This is a genomic window from Paenibacillus sp. FSL W8-0186 (genome assembly GCF_037969765.1).
GTDB classification, from domain to species: Bacteria; Bacillota; Bacilli; order Paenibacillales; family Paenibacillaceae; genus Fontibacillus; species Fontibacillus woosongensis.
In genome coordinates this window covers 1,325,990-1,351,357 of record NZ_CP150207.1, presented here as the reverse complement: position 1 = coordinate 1,351,357, position 25,368 = coordinate 1,325,990, and the positions used below count along the sequence as shown (strand labels likewise).

General features: G+C 48.0%; 27 protein-coding genes. 1 reads left to right on the top strand and 26 read right to left on the bottom strand.

Going from position 1 to position 25,368, the window contains the following annotated elements; genetic code table 11:
- Positions 1-87: 87 nt before the first annotated feature.
- From MKX50_RS05745 to MKX50_RS05695, 11 genes are all read right to left on the bottom strand, one after another.
- Positions 88-1,248 carry a M20 family metallopeptidase gene (locus MKX50_RS05745; protein WP_339158717.1) on the bottom strand — a complete coding sequence of 387 codons (1,161 nt, stop codon included), beginning with the start codon at positions 1,246-1,248 and terminating at the stop codon, positions 88-90.
- Positions 1,249-1,270: 22 nt separating this feature from the next.
- The gene (locus MKX50_RS05740; protein ID WP_339158716.1) at positions 1,271-3,217 is read right to left on the bottom strand and encodes a S9 family peptidase; all 1,947 of its coding nucleotides are present in this window, start codon (positions 3,215-3,217) and stop codon (positions 1,271-1,273) included.
- Positions 3,218-3,279: 62 nt separating this feature from the next.
- Positions 3,280-4,278, bottom strand: coding sequence for a dipeptide ABC transporter ATP-binding protein (locus tag MKX50_RS05735; RefSeq protein WP_339158715.1), 999 nt, complete (start codon positions 4,276-4,278; stop codon positions 3,280-3,282).
- Entirely contained in the window at positions 4,275-5,300 is a 1,026-nt protein-coding gene (locus MKX50_RS05730) for an ABC transporter ATP-binding protein (RefSeq protein ID WP_339158714.1), read from the bottom strand. The genes MKX50_RS05735 and MKX50_RS05730 overlap by 4 nt, the downstream gene beginning before the upstream one ends.
- Complete coding sequence (locus MKX50_RS05725; RefSeq protein WP_213592780.1) at positions 5,297-6,142, bottom strand: polysaccharide deacetylase; 846 nt, start codon at positions 6,140-6,142, stop codon at positions 5,297-5,299. Before MKX50_RS05725 ends, MKX50_RS05730 begins: the two co-directional genes overlap by 4 nt.
- A 4-nt stretch (positions 6,143-6,146) precedes the next feature.
- A complete protein-coding gene (locus MKX50_RS05720; RefSeq protein ID WP_339158713.1) occupies positions 6,147-6,953 on the bottom strand; it encodes an SDR family oxidoreductase in 807 nt (268 codons plus the stop codon).
- A gap of 7 nt (positions 6,954-6,960) precedes the next feature.
- Positions 6,961-7,872 carry an ABC transporter permease gene (locus tag MKX50_RS05715; RefSeq protein WP_339158711.1) on the bottom strand — a complete coding sequence of 304 codons (912 nt, stop codon included), beginning with the start codon at positions 7,870-7,872 and terminating at the stop codon, positions 6,961-6,963.
- Positions 7,869-8,798: an ABC transporter permease gene (locus MKX50_RS05710; RefSeq protein WP_213592783.1), complete on the bottom strand. Its 930-nt coding sequence runs from the start codon at positions 8,796-8,798 to the stop codon at positions 7,869-7,871. Before MKX50_RS05710 ends, MKX50_RS05715 begins: the two co-directional genes overlap by 4 nt.
- 22 nt (positions 8,799-8,820) lie before the next feature.
- Complete coding sequence (locus MKX50_RS05705; protein WP_339158708.1) at positions 8,821-10,389, bottom strand: ABC transporter substrate-binding protein; 1,569 nt, start codon at positions 10,387-10,389, stop codon at positions 8,821-8,823.
- A gap of 82 nt (positions 10,390-10,471) precedes the next feature.
- Positions 10,472-11,686 carry a threonine synthase gene (locus MKX50_RS05700; protein WP_339158706.1) on the bottom strand — a complete coding sequence of 405 codons (1,215 nt, stop codon included), beginning with the start codon at positions 11,684-11,686 and terminating at the stop codon, positions 10,472-10,474.
- Positions 11,687-11,909: 223 nt separating this feature from the next.
- Positions 11,910-12,266 carry a DUF6809 family protein gene (locus MKX50_RS05695; protein WP_339158704.1) on the bottom strand — a complete coding sequence of 119 codons (357 nt, stop codon included), beginning with the start codon at positions 12,264-12,266 and terminating at the stop codon, positions 11,910-11,912.
- A gap of 426 nt (positions 12,267-12,692) precedes the next feature.
- On the opposite strand from MKX50_RS05695, the gene MKX50_RS05690 reads away from it, so the two are divergent.
- Entirely contained in the window at positions 12,693-12,896 is a 204-nt protein-coding gene (locus MKX50_RS05690; protein WP_213592788.1) for a helix-turn-helix transcriptional regulator, read from the top strand.
- Positions 12,897-13,188: 292 nt separating this feature from the next.
- Here MKX50_RS05690 and MKX50_RS05685 read toward each other — a convergent pair whose 3' ends face one another.
- From MKX50_RS05685 to MKX50_RS05615, 15 genes are all read right to left on the bottom strand, one after another.
- Complete coding sequence (locus MKX50_RS05685) at positions 13,189-13,602, bottom strand: hypothetical protein (protein ID WP_213592790.1); 414 nt, start codon at positions 13,600-13,602, stop codon at positions 13,189-13,191.
- Positions 13,603-13,746: 144 nt separating this feature from the next.
- The gene (locus MKX50_RS05680; protein ID WP_339158702.1) at positions 13,747-14,196 is read right to left on the bottom strand and encodes an SUKH-3 domain-containing protein; all 450 of its coding nucleotides are present in this window, start codon (positions 14,194-14,196) and stop codon (positions 13,747-13,749) included.
- Positions 14,197-14,562: 366 nt separating this feature from the next.
- Positions 14,563-15,462 (bottom strand): ankyrin repeat domain-containing protein, encoded by a 900-nt coding sequence (locus tag MKX50_RS05675; protein ID WP_339158700.1) that lies wholly within the window; start codon positions 15,460-15,462, stop codon positions 14,563-14,565.
- Between the two features lie 20 nt (positions 15,463-15,482).
- Entirely contained in the window at positions 15,483-18,074 is a 2,592-nt protein-coding gene (locus MKX50_RS05670; RefSeq protein WP_339158698.1) for a contractile injection system protein, VgrG/Pvc8 family, read from the bottom strand.
- Between the two features lie 79 nt (positions 18,075-18,153).
- Entirely contained in the window at positions 18,154-18,555 is a 402-nt protein-coding gene (locus MKX50_RS05665; protein WP_155609715.1) for a DUF4280 domain-containing protein, read from the bottom strand.
- A gap of 31 nt (positions 18,556-18,586) precedes the next feature.
- Positions 18,587-19,111: a DUF1629 domain-containing protein gene (locus MKX50_RS05660; RefSeq protein WP_155609716.1), complete on the bottom strand. Its 525-nt coding sequence runs from the start codon at positions 19,109-19,111 to the stop codon at positions 18,587-18,589.
- Positions 19,112-19,127: 16 nt separating this feature from the next.
- Positions 19,128-19,745 carry a hypothetical protein gene (locus MKX50_RS05655; RefSeq protein ID WP_339158696.1) on the bottom strand — a complete coding sequence of 206 codons (618 nt, stop codon included), beginning with the start codon at positions 19,743-19,745 and terminating at the stop codon, positions 19,128-19,130.
- Positions 19,746-19,753: 8 nt separating this feature from the next.
- A complete protein-coding gene (locus tag MKX50_RS05650) occupies positions 19,754-21,166 on the bottom strand; it encodes a phage baseplate assembly protein V (RefSeq protein ID WP_283925678.1) in 1,413 nt (470 codons plus the stop codon).
- A complete protein-coding gene (locus MKX50_RS05645) occupies positions 21,163-21,762 on the bottom strand; it encodes a hypothetical protein (protein ID WP_339158694.1) in 600 nt (199 codons plus the stop codon). The genes MKX50_RS05650 and MKX50_RS05645 overlap by 4 nt, the downstream gene beginning before the upstream one ends.
- A gap of 36 nt (positions 21,763-21,798) precedes the next feature.
- A complete protein-coding gene (locus MKX50_RS05640) occupies positions 21,799-22,578 on the bottom strand; it encodes a DNA and RNA helicase (protein WP_339158693.1) in 780 nt (259 codons plus the stop codon).
- Positions 22,579-22,647: 69 nt separating this feature from the next.
- Positions 22,648-23,163 carry an RDD family protein gene (locus MKX50_RS05635; protein WP_339158692.1) on the bottom strand — a complete coding sequence of 172 codons (516 nt, stop codon included), beginning with the start codon at positions 23,161-23,163 and terminating at the stop codon, positions 22,648-22,650.
- A gap of 45 nt (positions 23,164-23,208) precedes the next feature.
- Complete coding sequence (locus MKX50_RS05630; protein WP_244996650.1) at positions 23,209-23,694, bottom strand: RDD family protein; 486 nt, start codon at positions 23,692-23,694, stop codon at positions 23,209-23,211.
- A 61-nt stretch (positions 23,695-23,755) separates the two neighbouring features.
- A complete protein-coding gene (locus MKX50_RS05625) occupies positions 23,756-24,268 on the bottom strand; it encodes an RDD family protein (RefSeq protein ID WP_339158690.1) in 513 nt (170 codons plus the stop codon).
- On the bottom strand, positions 24,261-24,737 hold the full coding sequence (locus MKX50_RS05620) for an RDD family protein (RefSeq protein WP_213592830.1): 477 nt from the start codon (positions 24,735-24,737) through the stop codon (positions 24,261-24,263). Before MKX50_RS05620 ends, MKX50_RS05625 begins: the two co-directional genes overlap by 8 nt.
- 77 nt (positions 24,738-24,814) lie before the next feature.
- The gene (locus MKX50_RS05615) at positions 24,815-25,360 is read right to left on the bottom strand and encodes a hypothetical protein (protein WP_339158689.1); all 546 of its coding nucleotides are present in this window, start codon (positions 25,358-25,360) and stop codon (positions 24,815-24,817) included.
- Positions 25,361-25,368 lie beyond the last annotated feature (8 nt).

Below are 25,368 nucleotides of genomic sequence, written 5' to 3'. Positions count from 1 at the left end.
ACTATTAATTCTCCAACGACAAATAGCAAAAAGGAGCCGTCCCCTAGCAGAGTAATCTACTAAGGGGATGCTCCTCTCCAAACAGCGTTAATCTTTCATTTGTTCCATCAATAAATGAGCTAATAAAGCACTGCGCAGGGCAATGTGATCCAGCTCGACATATTCATCAAGCGCATGGGCACCGTGGCCTATGGCCCCCAGTCCATCTAACGTCGGCACATTTAATGCCGCGGTAAAATTGCCGTCACTGGCTCCGCCCGTAGCCGCCTCCTGCAAAGGGAAGCCCAACTCGCGGGCGACCGACTGCGCACTGGCGAATAAATCGCGGCTCATCGCCCGTTCCATCGGCGGACGCACCATGCCTCCCTGCACCCGAAGCTTGACGTTATTCAATACGGGCGACATATTGCTAATAAGCTGACTAAGGCGATCGGCCTCGTCTTTAGACTCAATGCGCAGCTCAAATTGCGCCCGTGCATAATCGCTCACCACGTTGACGGCCGTCCCGCCAGAGGCCAAACCGACATTAACCGTGGAGCCCTTCTCATAGTTCGTCAAACCCTGCAGGAACAATATTTGATGAGCCAGTTCCTCCAGGGCGCTCACGCCTTCGCTGTGGTTGATTCCCGAGTGGGCGGAAACTCCCTCAATTTCCAGTGTGAATCTGCCCACTCCCTTGCGCGCGGTTTTTAGCTTCCCGTCAGGGCCGAGTGCCGGCTCCAATACGAATACGGCGTCGCTCTTCGCCGCCTCCTCCTCGATCCATCGTCTGGAGGACGGGCTGCCGACTTCCTCATCCGTATTGATGAACAATACGATATTTTTAGTTGGATTACACTGTGACGCAACGGCATACATCGCATACAGCCCCTGCAGCAGGCCGCATTTCATATCGAAAATACCTGGCCCGTACAGGCGGTTCCCTTCTTGCCTGAAAGGGCGGCAGGCCACCTCTCCCTCCGGCCAAACCGTATCGATATGCGTCAGCAGCATAATTTGCCCAGCCCCTGTCTCCGCTGCTGCTCCAGCTTCCTTCCTTAAATACAGCTTGACCTGATCCCCGAATTGTTCCTGCGGAATCCGTTCGACCGTCCCTCCGATCAGCTCCTGAAACCGCTGGATGACAACCTCCATCGCTTGATCTACCAGCACTTTGCTTCCGGTCGGGGAATCCATGTTCACAAGCTGCTCCAGATCTTTCAGTAAAGCAGCCCGCTGCCCGTTAATAAATTCCAACAATTTACTCAAGGCGCACCTTCCTTATGCTTAGTTAATGAACCGCAAACCAATCGGCCAACGCCTCAAGCCGCGCTACGCGCTGCTGCGGTCTGCCTATAGAAGCCAGCGCATGCGAGGCGCCCGGAAACAGCATAAATTCCACTTCCTTGCCCAAACGCTTCAATGCCTGGAACCATTGTTCCGCCTGCTCGACGGGAACCCGGTGATCCTTCTCCGCATGAATAATCAGAAGGGGTGTGGCAACCTCCCTGGCATAGCGGATCGGCGAGCGTTCCATGATGAATTCCTCATCATTCCAAAGATCGGACTGACCGCCCAGCTCATATAAATTGATCTGGAAGCCGAGATCACTGTTGCCGATTTTGCTGTACATGTTGCAGATTGACCGTTCTGTTACAGCTGCTTTGAACCGGTGGTCGCGGCCGATGATCCAGTTGACGAGGTACCCCCCATAGCTTCCACCCATTAAATAAAGCGGTTCATCTGCTGCCGCATCGCCTGAAGCGACGGCATTTTCCAGAAAGCCCAGTATATCCTGGACGTCCTTGCCTCCCCACTCCTTAATAATTCCATAGGAAAATGCTTGGCCATAGCCATAGCTTCCTCGCGGATTGCAGAAGGCAATCCGATAACCGCGGCTAGCTAAGTACCAAAAATCATAATGAAACGAATGGCCGTAAGCCAAATGAGGCCCGCCGTGAATCATTAAAATCGTGCCCTGACGGACGCCTCCGCTATCTGTGACTGGATCCATGGTCCAGCCCTGAACAGTGAGCCCGTCTGGCGTCAAATGCGAATGCTCGCGAATGTCCAGCGCAGGCAGCTGCTGGCGCAGCTCCTCGTTGCAGTTAGTCAACCGCTCGACCGCCACCTTGTCGCTTTCTTCCCGCCATACCGCACGGTACAGCTCCCCTGGCCGATCCATCGCATCGGCTACAAGCACGACGGCGATCTCTCCAGCCGTGGCGTACTCCACATCGAAGGCCAGGACGTTTAGTTCAAGAGGAAGGGCGGTGATTTCCAGAGAGGCGGTATCCAGCTTGTACAGGGTTTGTCTGCCTTCATTCGTTCCGGCGAACAAAATACATTCCTCATTCGCAGCACGCACGACCGCATTAAGACCCGTACGTTTGCTGTCCCCGATGACGTGATAGCCTAGCGGCACATCTACGTTCCCTTCCAGCCAGCGGCCTTCCCCGCCCTGTTGTATATAAAACCATTTGTCGAATTCAGCGCTGTTCGGCGTATCCTTCTTCCCCGTACCGAGCACGGAGCCGTCCGGAAGCGGAATCAAGGCGGAGACCGATCTTGCTTCATGCTTCAATTTCGAGATGGAGCCGCTTGCCCTGTCCAACTTGCGGATTTCAGGCCGCTTCTCCAGATCGAAGCCGTCCGGGAAGTCGGTTGTAAAATACAAAGCCGAACCGTCCGGCGAAAAAGCAGGATTGCCGTAATCCGACTCTCCGGAAGTAAGCCGCGAAATTTCGGATGTCCCCACATTCACCTCGAACAGATTGGTATACCCGTTGGTCATGCCCTCGCCATCGAGCTTGTACCGCATTCTTTTAATTTTGTAAGCTGTCGCGTTCACTTCGTTGTCCCGGCTTGTAAAGACAATGCTCCGGCCATCGGGAGCCCAGATGTAATCCTTCACTTTACGCTCGGTTACGAGCGGCCTGGCATCACCGGTAGACGGCTCGTACAGCCACAGCCCACCCGTCCGCATAAAGGCCAGCAGTTCCCCGTCCGGCGACCATCGCGGACTGGCATCCGCAGCAGGCCCTTGACCGTCCGGCGGCGATGCGAACAGGGGAGCTTCCGTGCGTGTGGCGGTATTGAAAAGGATCAGCTGACTGGAGTAAGCGTCCCGTTCAATGTCCATTTTCCCTTTCGCCAGCACCAGCTTTTCCCGTTGCCCGGGATGCACATCCGGCGCTCCAAGCAGTGTAATCCGACCTAGATCGATTGATTGCAGCATGTCGTATGCAACTCCTTTATCTTAGATGATCACGACGCTAACCTAGTTGATCACAAACACTTCTACGCGTCAACCAGATGACACGCCACCCAGTGATCCGGTCTTGCTTCCCGCCATTCCGGCTCAATCTGACGGCACTGCTCCACCGCCCATGGGCAGCGGGTATGAAACCGGCAGCCCGTTGGCGGATTCAGTGGGCTCGGCAGCTCTCCGCGCAGCGTAATTTTCTCCCGCTGCCGCTGTATCTTCGGATTAGGGATCGGAATTGCGCTCATCAGAGCCTGAGTATAGGGATGCAGCGGCTGGTCAAACACCGCAGCCTTATGGCCGAGCTCGACCATTTTCCCCAGGTACATGACGCCGACGCGATCGCTCACATGACGGACGACGGACAAATCATGCGAAATGAACAAGTACGTCAAATCAAGCTCCTTCTGGAGCTGCCCGAACAAATTTACGATTTGCGATTGGACGGAGACATCCAGAGCGGACACCGGCTCATCGCAAACGATAAATTGGGGGCGCAGCGCGATAGCTCTTGCGATGACGATCCGCTGGCGCTGCCCGCCGGAAAACTCATGGGGGTATTTCTCCAGACTGGCCGGGGACAGCCCGACCATCTCCAGGAGCTGCCTCGCTTGCTGCTCCTCTTGTCCCGGATGGAGCTGATGAATCCGAAAGGGCTCTGTTAAAATGTCGCGAACCTTCATTCGGCCATTAAGAGCGGAATAAGGATCTTGGAAAACGATTTGCATATCCTTTCGAAGCTTCCGCAGCTGTTCCCCCGAAAGCGTGGACAGATCCTGCCCGTTATAGCGCACTTGCCCTTCCGTAGGACGCTCCAAATACAGCACCGCGCGCCCTGTCGTCGATTTCCCGCAGCCGCTTTCGCCCACAAGGCTTAGCGTCTCGCCCGGCATCAGGTCAAAGCTTACTCCGTCGACCGCTTTAACGACAGACCGGCCCAAACCGAAAAGCTTGGCCGATTGCTTATAATGCTTCTTTATATTATCTGCAACGAGCAAGGGAGTGATCTGTTCCCGCTGTTCCGTCATACTCATTTTCTTTCCCCCTCTGCCGGGTGCCAGCAGGCTGCCGCATGTCCTTGCTGAATTTCGGCCAGCTCCGGAGTCTGCTCCCTGCATATGTCCGTCGCTCGCGGACAGCGCGGGTGGAAGGGGCAGCCGCCGGGCATGTTTTTCAAATCCGGCACGACGCCTGGGATCGTATTCAGCTCCGCCCCCTCATCGCCGAATAAATCTGGAATGCTGTTCAGCAATCCGATCGTGTACGGATGGCGCGGCGATTCAAGCAAATCGTCCACTGCCCCAACCTCCATCAGCCGGCCTGCATACATGACGGCCACGCGGTCGGCTGCGTCAGCAATGACACCCATATCATGTGTAATCAGCAAAATAGACGTGTTGTATTCCCGTCTAATTTCCTTTAACAGGTCCAGTATTTGCGCCTGTATCGTCACATCGAGCGCCGTTGTCGGCTCATCCGCGATAATGACCTGGGGATTACAAGCAAGCGCCATCGCGATCATGACCCGCTGCCGCATCCCGCCCGACATCTCAAACGGATATTGATGAAAACGGGCCTCCGGGTCGGAAATGCCTACCGCTTTCAGCAATTCGATCACTTTTTGTTTGCGCTGCGATTTGCGCAGCTTGGTATGCAGTATATATAATTCCTCAATTTGCCGGCCAACCGGAATCAAAGGATTCAAGGCGGTCATCGGCTCCTGGAAAATCATCGAGACTTTATTGCCGCGAATGTTCCGCATCTGCGATTCAGACATGCTTCTTAACGATACGCCTTCAAGCGTAATGTCCCCGTGATCAAAACGGGCATTTGCGGGAAGCAGCTTCATCAAGGACAGCGCAGTGAGGCTTTTGCCGCTGCCGCTTTCCCCGACGAGGCCCAAAATCTCGCCCTTATTCAACTGCAGGGATACGTCTCGGAATGCCGTCACCGGACCCGATTCCTGCTGAAAAGATAAAGTAAGCTGCTCGATTTTCATAATAGCGGAGGCAGCAGCACTATCGCCCGCCGAAGATGTTTGCCGCGGAGTCGTCATAACCAGCCCCCTCCAAGCGGTTCATGAAATTGTCCCGCGTACTGCCCGGCATGGTATGCCGCGATCTCCTCGCAGGTGGCCCACCAAACTTCCGGGTCGTTTTTCAATCGGGTCAGCAGACGTTCCAGTGCAATAATCCGCGACCCCCGGCCGCTGATCCAGCAGTGGACGGTCAATAAGAACAGCCCCCCGTAACGCTTGATCCCTTCAAATTCCTGATACCATGTATCTGTCACGGTGTTCGGGTTTAAGGGCGGATTCCCCGAAAAACCCCCAAAATAACGATAAAAGATAGCGTCGTCAAGCAGCCACTGAACCGGCACTTCCGGCAGCCCATCGATCCAATAAGGATGGTCATAGCCCATCATCGAGCTGTCATAAGGGATGCCGTGACGCTGCAGCAGCTTAAAGGTATCGGGCGTCATCTCCCACGACGGGGAACGAAATCCCATCGTTCGGGGACCGATCACCTTCTCCAGCGCCTGCTTGCCCAGCACGATGCTTTCCTCTACCTGCTCCTCGCTCAGCTCATCGACCCGTTCGTGCAAATACCCGTGTAGGCCGATTTCATGCCCCCCTTTAGCGATGGCCTCCACCGCCATGGGATACTTCTCGGCAATAATGCCCGGGATATAGAAACTGGCTTTGATATCTAAGCGGTCCAGCATCTCCAGAATCCGGTAGATGCCCTGACGGGGCCCGAAGGCTCTCTGTTCCAGCTCTCCGAGGGCATTGGACGGGGCATTCCGGGTCCGCCACAAATAAGGGCTCTCTCCGTCGAAATCAATACTGAAGGCTGCAGCGCAGCGCTTCCCGTTCGGCCAGCTATAAGTCGTATGCATCGCTTCAGGTCACCTTCCCGTCCTGGGGCTGCGGACGCTTAAAGGTACCTGCCGTACGGCCGCCATCTACCGCGAGTGTAGACCCTGTAATGAAAGAGGCGCTCTTCGAGCACAAATACAAAATAGCCGCAGGCGCATCCTGCGGACCGGATGTGCGGCCGAGCGGAATTTGGTTAATCATATTTTGCACATAGTCTGCGGACAGCTCGCTCACTTCGCTGCCTGGAGCAAATCCGGGAGATACCGCGTTAACCCGGATCTGATAAGGAGCGAGCTCCAGCGCAAAGGAACGGGTCAGCATCGCCAAAGCGGCTTTGCCTGTAGAATAATGCCCGCCCCCGATTTGATTGCTAAGCGCAGCCCCGGAGCTGATGTTGATGATCGAACCCTGCTTGCCGTCCTTGATCATTTGCTTGGCCAGCAGCTGTGTCAGCAAAAATGGAGCCGTAACGTTAACCCCAAGGGAAGCGTTCCATTCATTCGTGCTCATTTCCAGCAATCTATGTCTTTGATAAATTCCGGCGTTATTGATCAATATATCTGCTGAAGACCATTCCTGTGCGATGAACTCAGCCAGTTCAGCGATCGAGGCTTCCCGGGTCAAGTCGGTTGTATGGAACAGGAGCTCTGCGTCCTGCAACAACGGATCTTCTCCCATCGCTCTCAGTTCATCATGGCGGATGTCGGATAAGCACAGCTTCGCTCCCTGCGCCGCAAAGGCCTGGGCAATCCAAGTGCCGAAAATGCCGGCAGCTCCGGTTATGACCACCTTTTTACCAATAAACTCTCCTTCAAAATGCAATGCGCTCACCTCGATGTTATCTTCTTTGATTTTTCGGATCCAGCCGATCCCTGACAGCGTCTCCGATCATATTAATCGAAAGCACAATGAGGAAGATGGCAAGGCCCGGAAACGTGGCTAGCCACCAAGCTGTCGAAACGTACTGCCTTCCTGCAGACAGCATATTGCCCCAGCTCGGGTTAGGCGGTTGAACCCCCAGTCCGATGAAAGACAGCGAGGCTTCGAACAGAATCATAAGACCGATCTCCAGAGTAGCCACTACCACCAGCGGGGGAATCAACTCGGGCATAATATGCTTTATGAGCAGCCGGCCCGGGCGAGCACCCAAAGCGGCTGTCGCTTTCACGAAGTCCTTGTTCACCGTTGAGAGTGTCGTGCTTTGGGCTACGCGGGCATATCTCGGCCAGCGTGTCAAACCAAGGACAATGATCAGGTTCAATAAGTTGGGCCCAAGCACCGCTACGGTCAAAATCGCGAGCAGCAAAAAAGGAATGGACATTAATATGTCGGCAACGCGCATAATGAGGGCGCTGACCCAATTTCGATAATATCCGGACAGCATTCCGAGGAATCCGCCGACGAACCCGGAAATAAAGACGGCCGTCACCGATACGACCAAGGAGACACTCGCCCCGTGAAGGAGCCGGCTAAATACATCCCGGCCTAATTCATCGGTGCCCAACAAATAGGTCGAGCCGTCCGGACCAACAAAGCCAGGCGCTTGCAAACGAAGCGAAAGCTCTATCAGCGTAGGATCATGCTTCGTAAACAATCCGGGCAGAAAGGCTACAACAACGAAAAGCAGCAGGATAAGCGCAAACGGCAGTACGGAAATCGTCCCCAGCCTCCGCAGCCGGGCCTTCGCTCTTGCTGCCAGCGAACGGGCTTGAGCCTGCTGATCAGGCGCAGGCGTAGGTGATATGTTCATTGTGATGTTTCTCTCCCCAGCTTGATCCTTGGGTCAATCCACCCATAAATAAGATCCGTAATCAGGTTAATGAAAATATAAACCGCAGCCCCCAAGACAACCACCGCCTGCACCAGCGGGAAATCCCTTGCCGCGATAGCTTGAATCGTCAGCTGTCCCAGGCCAGGCCAGGCAAATATCGTCTCCGTAATGACTGAGCCTCCTAATAAATTCGCGCATTCCAGCCCAATCACCGTAATGATGGGAATGGAGGCATTCCGCAGCAGGTGCCGGTACAGCATCCGGGGAATACCCACCCCTTTGGAGCGGGCCGTTCTGACGTAATCCTGACCCAGCTGCTCCAGCATGCTGGAGCGGGTCATTCTCGCCACCGTAGCAATGGACAGCGAGGCCAAGGTGATGGCAGGAAGAATCAGGGACTGTAAATTCTCCGCTCCCGAAGAGGGCAGCCATTTCAGCTGCACCGCGAAAAGCATAATTAAAAGGATGCCTGTCCAAAAAGCGGGCATGCTTTGCCCGACCAGAATGAACGGCATGCATATTTTTTCGATCCATGTGCCTTTATAAATCGCTGTGATCATCCCGAGCGGCACGCCGATAATCACGGTCAGAATGAGCGCGAATATCGCCAAATCGATCGTATAGGGGATCCGCTCCATCACAATGTCCAGAACGGGCATATTTTGAATATATGAATAGCCGAGATCCGCTGTAAAAATCTGCTTCAGGAATTGCAAATACTGAAGACCCACGGGCTGATCCAGCCCGAGGGCGTGCCTTAGCACAGCTATATCTTCAGCGGTTGCATTCTGAGGAACCATGAGCAGAACAGGATCTCCGGTCAAGCGCAGGATGAAAAAGATGATGGTAGCTACTCCAAAAATCGAAACCAGAGCTTGGACGATTCGCTGTCCTACGTAAAGCATATGCGCTCCCCCCTACGCTCCCTTATTTAACCCATTTGATATCTTTGACGAAGAAGTTCTCCTGCGGATCAGGCTGCCACTGCAGCTTATTAGATGCGCCGTATAGTGCAAAGTGCTGATATAATCCGATACCCGGCACATCCTGCTGAAGGATGTTCAATGCGGTTTTATAATTTTCGAGCCTTGCCGCCTCATCCGTCGTTGTTCTTGCCGCATCTACCGCTTGATCGAATTCCGGATTAGAGTAGCTGCTCCAGATCGTATCGGTACGGAATAGCGGAAGAAGAGTACCATCGGCATCCATGCAGCCGCAGGACCAAATGCCGTAGCGGATGCTGCCCCATTTGCGGGCAGGGTCCTGAACTTTTTTCAGAAAAGTGGCATGATCTGTGCTCACAATATTGACTTTAATTCCGATTTTGTCGAGATCGCCCTGAATGGCTTGAACGACACGCTGGTCAAATGACGGTGATGTAGGCAGGTCAACTGTAATGCCGTTGTCATATCCTGCCTCTTTCAACAATTCCTTGGCTTTCTCCGGATCGTAGTCAAAGCCGGAAATGCTAGGATCGTAGCCGAACGACAGCGGCGTCAGCACCTGAGTAACCCGCTCGCCATAGCCTTGCAAAAGCGATTCGATAATCGAATCATAGTTAATGCCGTGAGCAATCGCCTGATTTACCGCAGTTGATTTTGTCGGCGTGTCATCTACCATGTTGAAGGCCAGAAATGCGATGCGCTCTGTCGGTGTGGAGATAATTTGCAAATTGGAATTGCTCTGAATGCTCTCCACATCGTCAGGGCTTACCCCGGCTACGAAGTCAGCCTTGCCCGAGAGCAGGTCAGCCACCCGGCTGGCCCGGTCGGGTACGAAACGGAATTCAACCGCTGCAACTTCCGGTTTGCCGTCCCAATATTCCTCATTGGCCTTCAGCGTAATATTCGTTCCTTTGGCCCAGCTGTCGAACAGGTATGCGCCGCTGCCTATAGGTTTCAAATTGAACTGTTCATTGCCTGCTTCTTCAACGTATTTTTTCGGAACAATGCTCAAATTGACGAGCTGCGCCAGCAGCGTAGGGCTCGGTTCATTTGTTGTAATCTTAAGCTCATTGCCCTCTGCTTCCACAGAAGCGATCATATTGAAGTTGGCATACTGCGGGCTGAGAAATTCCTTGTCCAGAATCCGCAGGATGCTGAATGCAGCATCCTCCGCCGTGAGCGGGTCGCCGTTGTGGAACTTAATATTGTCGCGAATCGTAAACGTCCACTCCGTTGGGGAATCCTGCTTCCAGGCTTCGGCTACTCCCGCTGTAATTTCGTTGGTCGCTGGATCGCGGCGGAGCAAATTGTCAAAGATGTTCCGGTATACCGCATAGCTGTCAAAATTGTACTGCAGCCCTGGATCCAAATTGGCCGCTTCATTGGCAAGATCGACGACCAGCTTGCGGCTATCCGTTGAAGCTTCACCCTGCTGCTGCGGTTTATTGCTGTCCGCTTGCTTGGCAACGCTGCATCCGGCAAGGGCGATGATACATAATAGTCCAAATACTAAAACGGCGGTTTTTTGTACGCTTCTCCATGATGCTTTCATGTTAAATCCTCCAGTAGTGTCTTTTAGTAAAAAACTTGAATAAGATTAAAGCGATATTAGACGTAGATTCATGCGATCCATGCTATCGTCTGGTTAGGCGGGCTCCAGGCTCCAGCACGGGGACCTGGACATTCACGGTTTTGGGATATTTTATTCCGCTCCCCGTATTCAGGGCTATGACGGTCTCCCCTTCTTTAATCCATCCGCCTTCCCTAAGCTGACGGGCCGCCGCGAAGGTGGCTGCGCCCTCTGGACAGACGAACGCCCCTTCCAAACTTGCGATTGTCCCCAGTTCCTTCAACAGCGTGTCATCGTCAATGGCTACTGCACAGCCACCGCTTTCGTAAACCGCTTCAAGGACAAGGAAATCGCCTAGCGCCTTTGGCACGTTGATTCCGAAAGCCGCTGTCGCTGAGTTCTCCCAAAACTCGGAGACACTCTTGCCTTCCTCCCATGCCTTGACGATCGGCGCGCAGCCTGCTGCTTGAACAGCTACCAGCCGCGGGAGCTTGTCTTCGATCCAGCCTAGCTCAATAAGCTCCTTCAGCGCTTTATAAATTCCTATCAGCCCTACGCCGCCACCTGTCGGATAAAGAATGACATCGGGCACTTTCCACTGAAGCTGTTCCACGATTTCCAGCCCCATCGTTTTCTTGCCTTCAATCCGGTAGGGCTCTTTCAGGGTCGAGGCATCGAATAAGCCATGTTCCTTGACCGCTTGCCCGACAATTTGCCCGGCATCACTGATCAGGCCATTGACCAGGTACAAATTCGCGCCTGAGATCGCGCATTCGTTACGGGTAATTTCCGGAGCTCCCACCGGCATGACAATGGTGGCCCGGATTCCGGCCCGGGCGGCATACAGCGACCAAGCCGCGCCTGCGTTGCCGTTAGTAGGCATAGCCAGCTCCTGTATCGCCAACTCCTTGGCCTTGGATACCCCAACAGCCGCTCCCCGTGCCTTGAAGCTCCCTGTGGGGATCACCCCTTCATCCTTCATCCACAATTGCCCGATTCCCATCGCTGCGCCAAGGCGATCCATCCGCAGCAGGGGAGTCATCCCTTCTCCTAACGTCACAATATTATCCGGATCGGTGACAGGGAGAAGCTCATGATATCTCCACAGGTCGTTGGATCGTCCTGCTAGAGCAGCTGGACCCCAGCGCTTCTTGAGCTCCTGAAGATCATAATCCACGAGCAACGGAGAGCCGCATGCGCACAGCTGCTGGATGATATTGAACTCATACTTTTCCCGGCATTTGGGACAATGCAGATGACTGATGTAGCTGAATTTCATAAGCCAGCCTTCCTTCGTGATAGTAATCGCCTGTTAAGCACTTCTTTCTATTTTCTTTTTCCTACTAATCAAGTCGGTATACTAAATCATTAAAAAACAATTTATCACGTTAAATTATTGATGTCAATATGGATTGTGAAGGATTCACAGGGAGCGAACCAACCAGAGACAAAAAAAGATCGCCCCGGTAATGAACCGGTAGCGATTGCTCAGGTCTATCAGTTTATTTATACATTTCCATAGCTTGGAGCAGGCTTGTCAAGCTTTGCCTTGACCTTAACTGGGTATATATAGAACTACCCACTAACTCATTCCGTGTTGTATAAACTTCTACCATCATTAGTGTACCAAGCTGAAACCCATGAATAAAAGAAGCTTCAGCATACATTGAACCAGATTTACTTCGCAAATCAAGTAATTCTTCAAGCTCACTAAATTCTGTTGCCGATAACTTCTTCTTCCACATTTTTATGGCTTCGGAAATTCTGCGGTTCAATGCACGGTATTCGGGATTAGTTGGAACAATCGTTTCTTCAGGGCGAATGTCTCCACGATATAACGCTTCTAAACTACCTCTCATTTCCCTCTTCCCTTCATTGAATTGCGGCTTCATGAAAGAAAAATTAGCACATGAAGCGGTTCGCAGTAAAAAACACTTCTTTTGCAAAGGCATGCCACTTCCGTTTATTTGTTCAACTTCTTTCAGTCATTCGATAAGAAAAGTCCGGAATTTCAAAATAGGTGCAGGCCGCGTCCATTATATATACCGCAAAAGAATTTCTATCATACTCCCAGCTTTTTTGATATTTCGTCTCCCTTCATACAAATTTCAATTATCCTCTCGAATTACTCACAGTCTCTTTTATAGTGTCATTATTCCTGATAGTCTTACTTAATGTTACGCTTTAACGTCACATCTTTAATTATATGACGTTACAGCGTAACGGTCAATGATTTTATATTAATTCATGGTATATTGTTTTATATAGGTTTTGGGAGGATTACAATGAAAATCAAAATTAAATTGCAACATCTTTTAGATGAACGGCATATTTCTCAACGTCAGTTTGCGATTATGGTTAATATGCGTCCTGGAACAATAAATGCCCTTTGCAGAGGAACGACAGACAGAATTTATATCAGCACTCTAGAGCAAATTTGCACGGCATTGAATATACACATTCATGAATTGATAGATATGGAAGATTGAGCGTTCCTCCTGTAGGGTTAAGGCTTCAATTCTATCTGGACTTTTATACATTCTCATTCACTTACTGCTATTCTTCGCTTCTCCTTTTGATTTTGAGTATCAAAAAAGCTCATTCCTACCAGTGTGGAATAAACCTTTAAAAGAATGATTGGTATAAGCACTATTTAAACTAACTTAGAGCATAAGGGAACCACCGTTAATATGGCTATTTAATGCTTCGACAGAGGTGTTGGGAACCTTAGTTATTTGTTAACAGTAAGTCAGATTAGCTTAAGCCTGATTAAAAATAAAATCAGATGGCTTCTGACTTTTCTTCTACCAGATTTCCCTGCTCGTCATATTTTTTAAAACTTAATATTCTGCCTAAAACTCTATATTTAACTAACTTTATACAACCATTTTCGTAATACTCCTTTTGCGGACCTTCTAGTACATTTTTGTCGAGATACTTAATTTCTTTGACTTGTCCATTCGGATAATATTGCACCATTCCCCCATGCTTAATGCCGTCTTTAACTACGTAGTAACTTGCTAAACCACCATTCTCATAACAATCATAGATAATACCGGTAAATAAATGTTCGTTACCCTCTTGATCATACTGCACTATAAAAGAATCATATTTGTCTCCTCCATAGCTAAATGTATCATCGAACCGACTACCATTTGCTAGAATATAATCTTTGTTCAGTATTTTATCTTCCAAACTTTGGGTCCTCCGATTTTAGGATCGTATTTTAGTGATATAACTATTAAAGCTGTTAATTCCATGCGCTGATCTATCGTATGACGAATTATGTTCATAGCATTGTTAGATCAAATTATTTGTACTAACCAGAATTATCTCCTATTAATCTTCAACAGTAATAACATCCAGTACCTCACCAGTTATTATATTGTTTAGTACCTGATAGAAATCATTCCCTAGACAGATAAGAAAATCATCATTTCCACCGTAAAATAGTCCAGATAAAGAAATGTACCAAGTCATATCCATTAGGGGTATTTCTCCAAATATAACAAATGGCTCATTACAATATCGCTCATATCTTTTCGATAATTCCCGGAAAATTGAGCTTGAAGCTTCAATTGGATCTATAATCAATTTTAAATAACTACCTAATCTTTCAGGATTTTCAAACTCGATTATCAAGCCACCATATTCTTTTAGAAAATTAATCGCACTACCAAAGACAAAATATCCTTCGTCGTCTAGAATTTCTGTATACTGGCTAATATTTACAACCCGCCCTTCAAACCAGCCTGCTTTTTGAAGTAATTTTAGCACCTTATCTTCCATTATCATTCTCCTTATAATCATTTATTGTAATTAATTTACTATACATAGGATTACAGTTTAAACATATTCCCTTAAATTCACCTGATTTAATAGGTATAGATTTTCAGTATTGGTCGGTAATGTTCTCGTTAAATAAAGCTCGAGCAAGCAAGTCACTATTAGCTAATATGGCGACGACAACTAAACTCACTACCACTACAACTGCAATGGAGACACAAAAACGTAAACAAAGTAACGCTCCAGTTAGTTTTTTACAACAACTTTATATATCTTAATGAGGCCCAATATAAAATAGACTCATCCTAACTTAATAGAATGAGCCTGAATAAATTAATTATATTAAATTTATATAACTTTTCAGACTTGTCATGAAATTAACAATGATACTATTTCTCCCTGATTCATTTTTTTCGCTAAGTCCAATACACTAAAATTTCTCATAAATTCATTCGAGTATTCTATTGATGGGTCTATTCCATGTTCTAATAACAGTTTCACAGCTTTATGGTTTCCTTTTCTAGTGGCTATGAAAAGCGGATTTGTTTTAGGTGAACTTAAATTGAACATGATATTCTTACCAAGGAGTAACTCTATTAGCTCATCTTCTTGACATAATATTGCACTAATAAGTTCTATCCCACTAAACTTATTAACATCTATATTCATAGATAATAATTGTATAGCCATTCCAATATTATTGTTTAATATGGAAGCGTTAAGTAATGAACCATCTTTAGTTAAAATATTTATATAATCTACTTTTTCTTGAATAAGTGTACTAACATATTCATTATTATTATTTATTATATTATTTGTAATATTTTGGGACAGCTCTACAATCTTTGAATCTTCTCCCCATAAATTCTCTTCATTATATTTCGAAATATAATATTTGTACTCTGGCGATGTAGGCTTTGGTCCTTTAAGTACAGCATCGATAAATTCCTGCGGTGGACAGTAGCTATATTGCGTAATATATTGAAAAATTAGATCCGGTGCAGCATACTTTGTTAAGCCATCTTCACTTATTACTCTTATTTCTGAAAATCCTAAAGTTTTTGTTTCTTTATTGTATTGAACAACTACAGAGTCATTTGAAGTTCGATCTACATTAAGTGGGTATCTTATATATTCCCACAAGTTTGAAACAAATTCCTCCGAAAGACTTGCTCTATGAAAATCATTTTTTATATTTATCCATCCCACATTTTTTGAATTCTCAAAGTGATGAAGAGAATAACAAGTCATATCTTTATAACATATCATTATAATCCTCCTTTTCACCTCTACTTAATCAGTTTCATTGCTCTTAAAATATCTTGAGATCGTTCGCTGTAACACCATCCACAAACTATAACCCCATCACCTTGGACGATTTTGCTTATTTGATCGTCTGATAATTTAGTTATGTCTAATACATTCACATTCGGATTATTCCCCCACTTCATTAAATCCGAATCAAAAAAGGTTTTTTCCGGAATTAAAGTGCCGTCTACTGTACCATGTGCTCCTGTTAAAATGTTTACTTTACCTTTTGATTCTTCCACTATATTTGTGAAATGTCGTTGTTTAATTTTATCTGTAGATACATGGATACTTCCCCCTGCCTCATTTTTAACCAAGTAAAACGTTGGCTCATCAATACCTCTGAGAATCCCCTCATCCGCCCCTTTAAAGAAGTCAGATAAATATGGTACATCTTGGCCATCACTTCCATAACCACCTCTATTACTAGCCTTTTTACCTTCCTCGATTTTATTAGCAGCGCTAGTATCATGAAGTTCAAGTGAATTTTTAGGACTAACTGTTACTTCCGATTCCTTGTTGGATGGAACATCGATATCTGTTTTATTAGTCTCTAAATGTGGATTTTGAGTTTTATTACTACTAGATGTTTTTGGCTTAATTCCCTTTGTAAATAGATCCTGCAACGCGTTCTTAACAGGCCTTAGGCCTACTAAGAAACCAGAGAACATAGCGCTTTGAGCACCCACAGTTACTGCCTCTCTAAATGTAGGTCTGCGCCCGTTAATCAGTTCTGTCAATGTATAGTCAGTATATCCACTAGCAAATCCACTAGCAAGCATTGCTGTAAAGCCACTCGCTACCTGACTCGTCGTAGCAGGGAGTAATGTCGTAGACGCCGCGCCCCCAACGGGTCCAAATATCCCGCCGGTCACGGCGCCTACAATTCCACCTGTTAGGGCACTTCTTAAGTAGGTTTCCCCACTACTCCATTCTCCCCGGGCTAAGTCATTGGCAAGGGTCGCACCAACCGCCCCAACCGCTCCAAATGCTGCCCCCATGAGTATTGCTCCAGCAACTCCGCCAGTAACCACTGTAGCCGTGACTACCAAGGCGACTACCACTACAACTGCAACGGCGGCGCAAACTTTATCCCAGAATCCCCAGCCGCCCGACTTTTCTTCCTGCGGCGGCGTATAAGTCTCAATCTCATCGTCATACTTTGGATAGCTTGTCCGGTCGGCACCGTCCAGCTTGACCTGGCTTCCGAGCAGGTGATACTCGCTCTCAACTGTAAATCCGCTCAGCTTGCTTAATTTCTTGGCCAGGATCATGTTCGGTGTACGGAATACCACACGCTTCGGAGTGTACAAAGAAATATCCTCGCCCGCATTCATCGTCAGCTTCCGGTGGCTTGTCAGGATGACACCTGCGGCATCATCAAAGCTAATCATGAGCGGCTCTTTGGAACCACTCACCACATTAATCGCTGTCGGCGTAATTTCTAGCTCACTGCCGTGCTCTGTGCCAAAGTAGCGATTGTTGGGGTCCCCGGTTTTGCTGCAATCCTCTCCGTTCGTCCGGACACAGCCGATGACCTTAGCCTTGCTTCCTGCATCATCCGGGAAGTACAAGCTCGCATTCGTTCCCTTCTGAGGCATCGAGTACATGGCACTGCCCGTAGGCGGGGCAAAGGGAAACCAATAGGCCGATGCAGGCGACTGCTCCTGATCGATCTCCAAATGCAGCTTAACCTGCTGACCTTGGACATCTAGCACCTTCCCGTTCATCGAGACGCCGACTAACTTGGGGTTATGTATCCGATTCTGACGTATGCCATCTCTTCTCGATAAGCGATAGTTATAGATCAGTTGGCCCTGATCCATGGCGGCTTTCATTTCACTAATCACCATCGGTTTATCTCGGAACAGAACCTCGTCGCCGATGGCATAACGTGTGCCGCTTTGAACCTCGTATGTAAAAAAATCGGTATGATGCACCGAGGCAGATCCTGACTTAGCCTCTTGATACGCTAGTAAATCTTTGCTTGCCGTATACGGCAAATCATCGGGAAGCTGCATGCTGTTCCTGTTCGGCACGCCGATATACATCCGTGGTTTAGCTTCATAAATATCACTGAACACCACGCTCTGCAAATGACTGGCCATCCGTTTGAGGAACTCCCAGTCCGTCTCATCATACTGGATGATCGGCTCGCCAATAGGCTCGTTTTCACCTACAAGTTGAATCACATCGTACCCGGCGTAAGCTTTCAACACACTTTTGACGAGTTCACCGTACGTCATGTTCTTATTCTGGAAGGATCGGCGCCTCTTCTGGGCATCCAGCCGGCTCGTGCCGGAAATGGCTTCCAGCTCTATACTATAAATCCCGTTGTGATGCTTGGTCTGTACGTTGGCGATGAGTCCGCTAAAGATCTTGGTTTCCCCGTCAAACACCTGAACCTGGTCATCCGTAGACGCTTTGAGTACGGCGTTAACCTGATCCTGATCATCGACAAGGCCGCGAATGAATAGTCGCCCATGCTCATTTGGCTTCCATTCCATTTGAATGTCTTGAACTACTTTGATTCGATATGGCGATGTTACGCTTATGTTTTCAAAACCTATCATATCCACTAGCCTCCGATCGCATAGCTTTTCATGCTGTCCGGTCGCCTCCGCTTATGCTCTTCATATTTGGCATATCATTCTATTCCTCTTCATGCTGGCCACTGCTGTTAAAGCGAATCACCCCGCCTAAGGAGCAATGTAATTCTGACTCGGTCGTCAGAGCCGATTTCCCTTCTACCCTTGCCTGTTCTTTAGTTTTCTCCCACTTGCTGCCGGCCAGCAGAGCTAACAGACAAGGCTTCCCCTGTATTTCCTGGCCATCCATCGAGATGAGGTAAACCGTCTCACCGCTCTGATTTTCCGGACTGCTGCAGATTCCAAAATTCGAAATATTTACTTCGGGAATCGAGTCCGATTCGTTCATCATCGGTTTGCCATTGACATAGGCCCCGTGGCTATTCGGCAAATTCAATTTCCGTAAATGTGATCCACAATCGCAAAAAATATTAGCGCCACGCACAACGTACTCATACTTATCCATCAGTTCACGCCCTTCCCCAGCTTTCGTTCCATCACTCCACGAGAACTTTCTTCAAGCTAACCCCGATCATATCCCGGCGGAGTATGCTCTCAGCTACATCTAAGCGGACAATGATTAAAGGTTGCTCGCTTTCTTGCACGCGGAAAATACGTTTCTTCGCCACCTTCTCCCCTTGAAGCACCAGCTTCTTAATGACGCTTCGATCCGCATTAAACTCACTGCTTGGACTTAGAGCTTCGACTTCCTCAAAAAAAGGCAGGAAGTAAAGACTTTGCTTACTATTGAGTTGGTCCATCAGAGGAATATGCTTAAAAATACAATCCGGCTCGTACATAGCGATCAATTTCTTCAGCTTCTCTGACAACAGGTAGAGCTGATTGCTTAATAGATCCAAGTACTCTGTATCGGTAGATGCCTTAACCTGAAAAATCGTCGTATCTGCAATTTGATGAGAACGTAAGCGATTCATATGCCGAATATCGATTTTTTGCCGAATATTTTGTAAGACTGGCGTGTCGGAATAGCGTTCATCCTGCTGCATCACAAAGTAATCCATGACATCCCTCCTCCATTCACTGCTCTGAAGTGTTTTCTTCCGGTTCGGCTTCCGGCTGGCCATAGAGCAGCTCATTGCGATCCCGGTATTCTCCGGCCAGAATGCAAATATTCGGTTTCTTGCCCAGCTGGTTGTAGCCCTCGCATTCTAAAATAGAAGGGATCATACTTCTCATAAATTCGATAGTAAACAAATGATATCTTATCGCTTCAATTTGCAAGATTCGTTCAATATCCATCGTTGAGATTTTCCGGGCATAGCTTGTTTTTACAGCTTCCAACTCCCGCATTCTCTTGAATAAAGAATCAAATATAAAATCGGCCTGCCAGTGAGAAAAACACTCTACGGGATCAAGAAACCAGCGCTCATCATGAATATCGATGCGATAACTAGCTTTATGCTCCATGAAGCTTGTCCGCAGTAAAGAGAGATAGATATATTGAATATCTCCCTTCATCCCTGCTTCTTGAAGCTCGGCCGCCTTTTTACACGCTGCATCCACAGAACTCACAAATTCCCCTATCGTAGCCTCTTGATTCTGGATATAGCTATCAGAAATAATATCCAAGTCGCCCTGCCAACGATCAAACACATGATGTTCCAATAAATGACCCAACGCCTCTTCACGACTCATGACAGAACTCATTCGATATTCACCCGGCCCCCGCTAAGCGTGACCTCATCCTCCACTTTAAGCGAAGCATTCCCTTGCACGAATTCAATGCCTGACTCCCCTTGGATAAGAATCTTGGCACCGCCGTTAATTTCGATATCTTCCATGGCCGACAGGGAAATCTTCTTATCGCTGTTAATTTCAATCCCCCCATCATCGGTAAGTTTCATCAGCAACTGGCCTCCGCCAATAATTTCAACCGCGCCGGGTTTAAACACAATTTCTTTGCCATATTTGGTACTGATGCTCTTCACTGACGGGTCGCTTCGTTTCTCAGGATTAGAGGAGTCGGTATCTACCGAGCTCGCGGCAAAAGCGTTTTTCTCTTGTTCATCGGGAAAATAAAGCCGCACTTCATCCCCTTTTTCCGGCATGCAGTACCAGCCGCTCCCATCCGGGGATGAATAAACCGTGGAATAAGCAAACCACATCGCTTCATTGACAGGTTGATCCCGATCAATATGCAGCTTTACCCTGACCTTATCCTTCGCCACATCAAGAATCGTTCCGAATAACGACGTTCCTGCTAAGGCATAAGGATATTCCGTTCGGCAGCGCAGCCCTTTGGCATCCTTTAGGTCATACAAGCTGCTCAGTATGCCGTTCTCTAGTTTCGTCTCCACGCGGCTGACATACAATGTCCGTTTCTGGAAGGTAACCGCCTGGCCCAACTCAAACACCTTGTGGCTTGTAACCGTGTAACTGATGCTATTTTGCTCTGATATATCCTTGACACCATTCTCGGACTTCAGCTTATAGTCTCTTAAATCTTTATTGACAGAGTAGTTGTATTCATCTAATTTCTGTGGGTTATCAGCGTCTGGCAATCCGACATACAGTTTGATACCGGTTTGAGAGCTGACAGGAATAAGAGGAGCGTGGAAATGCGAGGCTAATCTCCTCATAAATGCCCAGTCGGTTTCTTGATATTGGACCAGCAATCCCCCCGTCTTGTTGCCTTGCGATGCTTCGTCAATGACATCGGAATCAGGGTAGCTGGCGATAATTCGATGGAACAAACTTTTATAAGATAGTTCTTTGTTTTGGATCGATCCAGTTTCCTTACGGATATCCATAAGGATGGATAAGCTATGGGCTTCAATGGCAATGCTTCTTACACCACGCGCAGCTTGTACGGATATATTCGTAATTACACCGTGAAACAGAGGGATTGCCTTATCCTCATCCTGGACCGCAACCCGAATGGTATCGCTCGCATTGGCTTGTTCAATATACTTATCCTGCATGTCTTCGGAAATAATGCCGCTAAGTTTCAGCTTGGCATGTTCGTTCACTTGTTTTTCAATGACGAGTTCCGTAATTCTCTCAAACTTATAATTTGATACCTTAATATTTGCAGACGTATAGATGATCTCACTCATGCTTGTTCCCCTCCCTCTTCTTCAACATGGACAATGAGACTGCGAATGGCTTGATACGCCACATCTCTCCAATCGGGATAATCCTCATATCGGCAGCAGAAGGTTCCCATGAGGACTTTGCCTTCAAATTCGAGGAAATACATGATGTTAAACAAGGCTCCGTCGATCACCATATTTTTGAACTCAAAGTATCCGAACGTTTTCTCGTTTACAGTCTCTACCCCGCTTTCATAGAAAATATGGGAGGGATTCGATTTTTGAATCATCGTTTTCATGCCAGCAGACAGTTCCGCTACCATCTCATCCTTTAACTCATGATCTATTCGGTTGAGAGTGAAATTAATGGCGCCCGACTCATCGCTTCTAATGATTTCAGGCCGTTGTTCATAGGGATACTTAATGGAACGAATCTCCTTAGGCATTTCTTCAAAGTCAGCAGGAAGGTAGAGAGAGATTTTGTCCTGATAGAAAGACTGCATGGTAAATTCATAATACCGGTTCCCAATTTTCACCGGCCCATCCGCAATAGAACGGGATACCATCGATTGCTCTGCTTCATTAATGATCTGCGTAATCTTCTCATCCATAAACGACATAACTTTTCCTCCTCCTTTTTTGGGGTAAATCCAACCCTAATCCACAATCACCCGCTGGCTGCCGCCCGGGGTCATGCCCAGCCTGCCGCCGCCGCTGCCGCGGACGCCATCCAGAATGCGGCCCAGGTACTTATGGATCTCCACATTCGTATACTCCCTGCTGCTCATGCCGAGACGGCTCGTCATATAGTGCAAAATGACGTCCCGAGCGAGGGTTCCCTCGTTCATGCACATCATTGTAAACATGAAGTCCTGCGGGTCGCCGCTTCCCTTGCGCATCATTTCCTCTGCGAAGGAGCGCAGAATAACCGGAGACAAGGTGCTTTTGCCGTAAGCCGCGTAGCGGACATGCAGAATATTCACGGTATTAAATTCAGTCGCCAGGTCCCGGAAGCCCTGATAGTCCTGGCGCAGCCGGGCGCCTTCCTTCAGCTTGAAGCGGCACAGCTCCAGCTCAGAGTCATCCGCCTCAAGCTGCTGCTCATCGATTACAATCTCGCTGCGATACGTCCGCCAGTCGCCGTCCTCGTCGCCAGCATGGAAACGAACCTTTAATGCAGCCTCCCGCCCCGTGGCACGGTATTTGATGCTCACAGCATCTTTCAGCAAATACAGCCGCCCTTGATGCTTGACGATGCCGGGATGCACAATCAGGGAATCTGCGCCAACCTCAACATGGGCACCCGAAATGATGCCATCCGTATATTCGTGATAGTAGACGTCCACGAAGTCGCGGGGGAAATCCCGCAGATTTTCCAGCATCGCTGTCTTTAGAATCCGGCCCTTCTCAAACTTCGGTGCGATATGGTTAAACATTGCCTTCCCCTCCTTCCGGCTGTGACGTTTGTACGACTCACCCGGTTATGTTCTTGAGCAGATGACCTATCAAGCTTGTTGTCCCTCCATATGAACGCCGTTCAAGTACAGTTCAGGATTCCCTTTGCTCAGTTCAAGTACTTTTTTATCAACGACATAGGTTTTTGCAATAATATCGTGAAGAGCCTGCTTCCTCTGGGTAAAGGCAGCCATGATATAACCGACATAGATCGTTAACATCGAGATTATCCGGCTCCAAAATCTTCCGCTAGCCCGCAAAAACGTTACACGCTCATAATTTTGATCCACAACAATGATGCCAAGCGCCTTTTTGCCAATGGTTCCTTGCAGTTTGGAAGACTCCAATATCGCATAATACAGCCAAGGTACAGAGAAGGCAGCGGCTATACGAATCGTCGAATAAACGATTTCAAATACTCTGCTATCCAGCAAAATAAGTCCCTTTCCGATTCCAACAAGCATGTCAAACATTAATTCAAGAAACGCTAGCGCAAAAGCAAGAACGTAGATAATAAAATAATCCAATATACTTGCAAATAACCTCTTCCAAAATCCAGCGTACATAAACGAATCTCCTTCAAAACGCAAATTCTAAGTCTAGCGCCGCTTTTAATCCGGCCAGTTGAAGCCCTTGCTTGCCAAATCCAGCTTCCTGGTGGATTCCAATGGCTTGGCATTGCTTTTCTCATACAGAAGCATTTCCTTGTTGACGACATAGGTATCAGCGATTTTATCGTGCAGGCCTTGCTTATATTCCGTGAAAATCGCCATGAAATAACCTATTCCGAGGATGGATGAAATCAGTTTGCTCCAAAACCTCGCATTGGCCTTCCCCCAGGAAATTCTCTCATTCCTATCATCCACCACGACTACACCGAGCATGATCTTGCCCAAGGTTGCTTGGTATTTGGAAGATTCCATCAGAGTGAAATACAGCCACTGAACGAGCAAACTGAATATCATCAGCATCCCGCTGTAACGATACATCAACTCTTCTGGGGGAATAAAAATAAAGGTAACTATCAATAAGGACAGCACCATAAAAATCCGGTCAACAAACATGGCAAAATACCTTCTCCACAACACGTCATACATCCGACTCTTTCCTCCCAGTAAACCGCCTGCCCGTCTCAAAAAAAGACTCAACGCCATGCTTCTACACGGCGGCAGCGGCCTCCACTTGTCTGGCTTTCAGTACCTCTTCCTCCATCAGGCAAGTGCCAGCAGCGATATCATGCAGCGCCTGTTTTTTCTTGGTGAAACCCGCCATGAACCAGCCAATCAGTACCGTGATGGCCGAGAAGCTTTTACTCCAAAATCGTGCAGTCGCCCGGTGGAAGGTAATTTTCTGGCCCCCCTGATCAACTACCCTGAGTCCCATCGCCATCTTGCCAAACGTCGCTTGGAACTTGGAAGATTCCATGATCGCGAAGTAGTGCCAGAATAATACCGCCATCAGAACCATTCGACTAACGTTAAACAACACGATTAGTTCATCTAAATACTCATAGATGTCATAGGGATCCCGCAGGCACCAATACCATGCAAAAGTGGTCAATATACCAATCACCTGATGAATCGAAGCGACAACCAATAGATCCAATAAGGCAGCTACCGCCCTTTTCCAAAATCGTGCATACACGATGTCTCGCCCCCCTGCTTTATGCATGCGCAATGCCCGTTTTGACATCATCGTCTTTTTGACAGCTGAGCATAAAGAGCAGGAAGCTCTTCTTTACTACATAGGTCCCCGCCATTCTGTCATGCATCGCCTGCCGCTTCTCATGAGAGAAGGCCATCAGGTAGCCTAAGCCAAGAATCAAACCGGAAAGCAGCTTCCCCCAGTACCTGGTATTGGCCCTTGCGTATGTAATTCGTTCGTAGTCTTTGTCCACGACCATCACCCCAAGGAGTCTCTTCCCGATGGTAGCTTGGTATTTGGATGACTCCATCAGACAGAAGTAAATCCAATCACAGGTGATCGATATTAATAGATGCGTTAATACTAAATAGATAGAATTGTATTCAAACAGCTCTCCCGGCAAAATCCAAATGAAACTGATCAATGTAGCCGCCACACCGGTAATAATCCGATCGATCGCCAGTGCTGCGTATCTTCGCAATAAAACATCGTACATTTCCGCTCTTCCCTTCTTGTCAACCCAATGTTAGCCTAGTAACTGAGCCTACTGTTTCAACTACTCTTCAATCGTTCCTAGCTTAGCTGCTGCAGCTGCATTTTTTTCTCCTCTAACACCTTAAGGGCATTGACGCAGTGTTCTTCCCCCAACTCTTTGCATAAATGCTGAATAAACTCAGCACTTCCTACGGCTCCATCCGGAACACGAACTACCCCTTGGTTACTGAGTACCACGAATTGGCCGCCAAAAAAACGGGTATGCTCCACGCTCGTTATATTGTGATAATGGATCGTTTTTGTTCCGTACCAGTGTCTAACTGCTACAAAGGAGTCCGTCGCCGAAGCTTTATAACTCAGACATTCCAGCCACATGAAAAGAAAAAGAAGGATGATGCCCATTACTGCGTTTCTATAAATAACTTCTTCTCCCGGCTGATCAAAAATATTTTCAGTGAATAAAAAATAGAGTAGTACTCCTCCAGCTAAGCAGCCTATGATGCACATTAAGCTCCAAAAGCCCGGTCTACGTAAAATCATTTCGCCTGCCAGACCGCGTTTTGCTGGAAGAAATGTCGTTCTAAGCAATTTTCTGCCGAGCAATCTTCCAAGAAATAAATACATTTTCCTAT